Annotated in this window: 3 protein-coding genes; all 3 read left to right on the top strand. The window is 42.9% G+C overall.

Annotated features, from left to right (window positions below; translation table 11 throughout):
* A partial coding sequence (locus tag DLD82_RS17995; RefSeq protein WP_181391532.1) for a PD-(D/E)XK nuclease domain-containing protein occupies positions 1–757 on the top strand: 757 nt, incomplete at its 5' end.
* Positions 758–1,058: 301 nt separating this feature from the next.
* The gene (locus tag DLD82_RS17990) at positions 1,059–2,606 is read left to right on the top strand and encodes an ATP-binding protein (RefSeq protein ID WP_109942513.1); all 1,548 of its coding nucleotides are present in this window, start codon (positions 1,059–1,061) and stop codon (positions 2,604–2,606) included.
* 299 nt (positions 2,607–2,905) lie between these two features.
* Positions 2,906–3,523, top strand: a 618-nt coding sequence (locus DLD82_RS17985; protein WP_181391531.1) for an ATP-binding protein, incomplete at its 3' end; no start/stop codon positions are given.

The raw sequence follows: 3,523 nt of genomic DNA, 5'->3' as shown, positions 1-3,523 counted from the left end.
CCCGTTTGATATTCTCCTTCTCTTCTCGAAAGGAGTATTTCGGCCATTTTGGTTTGAGACCGGAACACCTTCATTTCTCATCACCCTCTGGCAGAAGAAACCCCGCCTTCCTGCTGAATTTGACGGACTTATTGCAGGTGATGAACTCCTGGGATCCTTTGATCCGGAAAATATCCGGACAGAGACCCTCCTTTTTCAGGCAGGGTACCTGACGATAAAATCATGGTCTGCTGATCCTATCAGGGGTTTTCGCTGCGTCCTTGGATATCCAAATACTGAAGTTCGGATATCACTTAATTTTCTCTTCTTAGAGGCATTAAGCGGTCATGATATCTCCGGAATACGTGACCGTTTGTATGATGCACTCGAGCAAGGGGATACTGAAAAACTGCACTCAAGTTTTCATTCTTTCTTTGCATCCATTCCACATGACTGGTACAGAAACAATCCGATAGCCAGATATGAGGGCTATTATGCCAGCGTAGTATACACGTATTTTGCAAGTCTTGGGTACGAGGTTATTCCGGAGGATACCTCAAACAAAGGGCGAGTTGATCTGACCGTTAAGACAAGGACCGGAATCTGGATCTTTGAGTTCAAAGTGCTTGGAATTGATACGAGTGGGGATGAAAGCCCTCTGGACCAGATTAAAAGACGTGGATATGCAGAGAAGTACCGGTCAGATTCAAGGCAGATATACGAGATTGGGATTGTCTTTAATCCGGAAACAAGAAATATCGAACGATGGGAGATCTGACCTTGGTTCATGTTAGGACGGCAATGAAATGTCTGGTTCTGGTATGTGACAAAAACACAACGCATGATACTCCACAAATCAAAATCGACATCTGGATAGATATATAGTGTTTACATTTTAGAATCATTCGAGGATGAAGATACCTTCTCCCGATAAAGCAGATATCCGGGTCTTATTCATTACTTCAGAATTCTGACATTATCTTATCCATCAAGCCTGAAATAACGGTTCATGATGGTTAATTATTCATCCGGAAGAAAGATGTAATCTCCCAGCTCTTATCTTATAAGCAGATCTATCTATGTCTCCTCCAAAGCTTCCAATCGGGGTCCAGTCCTTTGAGAAAATGAGAACAGAAGGATATGCATATGTCGATAAAACCTGGTTTATCTCCGATCTGACCCGGAAAGGATCCTATTATTTTCTCTCCCGCCCAAGGCGGTTTGGAAAAAGTCTCTTTATCGATACGCTTGACTGTGCGTTTTCCGGAAGAAAAGAACTCTTCTCCGGACTGTACCTCGATTCTCCTGAGGCAGAATGGGACTTTACAATAACATATCCGGTCCTTCGGGTTGATTTTGCAGGAGGGGCACTGAGCCAGATCTCTGATCTTATCAATAGATTGACCAGCACTCTTGATGGGTGGGAAGAATTCTATGAAATAGAAAAAAGCTCCGGAGATCCTGGAGATAGATTACTCTCACTCATACCAAAAATTGCAAAAAAAACCGGAAAACAGGTAGTCATCCTCATAGATGAATACGACCGACCGATTCTTGATAATATCGGGGATACCCCCCTTATGCAGCAGATGCGGGATTGTCTGAAAAATTTTTATGGTGCAATCAAACCACTCGATCTCCATCTTAAGTTTGTCCTTCTCACCGGAGTTTCAAAATTTGCCAAAACAGGAATATTTTCCGGATTGAATAATTTAAATGATATCACCCTCGATAAGCGATACTCAACTATCTGTGGCTACACTCAGCAGAATCTTGAAACAATTTTTTCTGAATATCTCCAGCGATTTGACATCAATGAGGTTCGTGAATGGTATAATGGGTATTCATGGACCGGCGATTCGGTATATAACCCGTTTGATATTCTCCTTCTCTTCTCGAAAGGAGTATTTCGGCCATTTTGGTTTGAGACCGGAACACCTTCATTTCTCATCACCCTCTGGCAGAAGAAACCCCGCCTTCCTGCAGAATTTGACGGGCTTATTGCAGGCGATGAACTCCTGGGATCCTTTGATCCGGAAAATATCCGGACAGAGACCCTCCTTTTTCAGGCAGGGTACCTGACGATTCGGTCTTTTGTGAGTAATCCTTATGAAGGTACCTGGTACACCCTGGGATTTCCAAACCGTGAGGTTAGAGAAGCATTTAATCGTCAGATCCTTCATCTGCTCCAGGGTGATTCAGATACCGTCTCCCTTCCCCTGATACGTGAAGCGATAGAATCCGCGGATTATGGGCTTCTTCGAACCGTTTTTCATTCTTTCTTTGCATCCATTCCACATGACTGGTATAGAAACAATCCGATAGCCAGATATGAGGGCTATTATGCCAGCGTGGTATACACGTATTTTGCAAGTCTTGGGTACGAGGTTATTCCGGAAGATACCTCAAACAAAGGACGAGTTGATCTAACCGTTAAGACAAGGACCGGAATCTGGATCTTTGAGTTCAAAGTGCTTGGTATTGATAAGAGTGGGGATGAAAGCCCTCTGGATCAGATTAAAAGACGTGGATATGCAGAGAAGTACCGGTCAAATTCAAGGCAGATATACGAGATAGGAATTGTCTTTAATCCGGAAACAAGAAATATCGAGCGTTGGGAGATCTGATCTTGATTCATGTTAGGACGGCAATGAGAGATCTGGTTCTGGTATGTGACAAAAGCACAACGCATGATACTCCACAAATCAAAATCGACTTCTGGATCGATATATAGTGTTTACATTTTAGAATCATTCGAGGATGAAGATACCTTCTCCCGATAGAGCAGATATCCGGGTCATATTCATTGCTTCAGAATTCTGACATTATCTTATTCATCAAACCTGAAGTAAGGTTCATGATGTTTAATTATACATCCGGAAGAAAGATGTAATCTCCCAGCTCTTATCCTATAAGAGATCTTTCTATGTCCTCTCCAAAGCTCCCAATTGGAATCCAGTCATTTTCAGAGATGAGAACCGGAGGATATGCATATGTCGATAAAACCTGGTTTATCTCGGACCTGGCCCGGAAAGGGAAATATTATTTTCTCTCCCGCCCAAGGCGGTTTGGAAAAAGTCTCTTTATCGATACGCTTGACTGTGCGTTTTCCGGAAGAAAAGAACTCTTCTCCGGACTGTATCTTGATTCCCCTGAGGCAGAATGGGACTTTACAATAACATATCCGGTCCTTCGGGTTGATTTTGCCGGAGGGGCACTGAGCCAGATCTCTGATCTTATCAATAGATTGACCAGCACTCTTGATGGGTGGGAAGAATTCTATGAAATAGAAAAAAGTTCCGGAGATCCTGGAGATAGATTACTCGCACTCATACCAAAAATCGCAAAAAAAACCGGAAAACAGGTAGTCATCCTCGTCGATGAGTACGACAGACCGATTCTTGATAATATCGGGGATATCAACCTCATGCAGGAGATGCGGGATTGTCTGAAAAATTTTTATGGAGCAATCAAACCACTGGATCTCCATCTTAAGTTTGTCCTTCTCACCGGAGTTTCAAAATTTGCCAAAACAGGAATATTC

This window comes from Methanospirillum stamsii (genome assembly GCF_003173335.1).
Taxonomy (GTDB): domain Archaea; phylum Halobacteriota; class Methanomicrobia; order Methanomicrobiales; family Methanospirillaceae; genus Methanospirillum; species Methanospirillum stamsii.
The sequence above is the reverse complement of the archived record's forward strand: the minus strand, read 5'-3'. Positions and strand labels throughout refer to the sequence as shown.

Coding starts and splice junctions, on each gene's coding strand:
- DLD82_RS17990 (WP_109942513.1), top strand. CDS start 1,059: ATGTCTCCTCCAAAGCTTCCAATCGGGGTCCAGTCCTTTGAGAAAATG.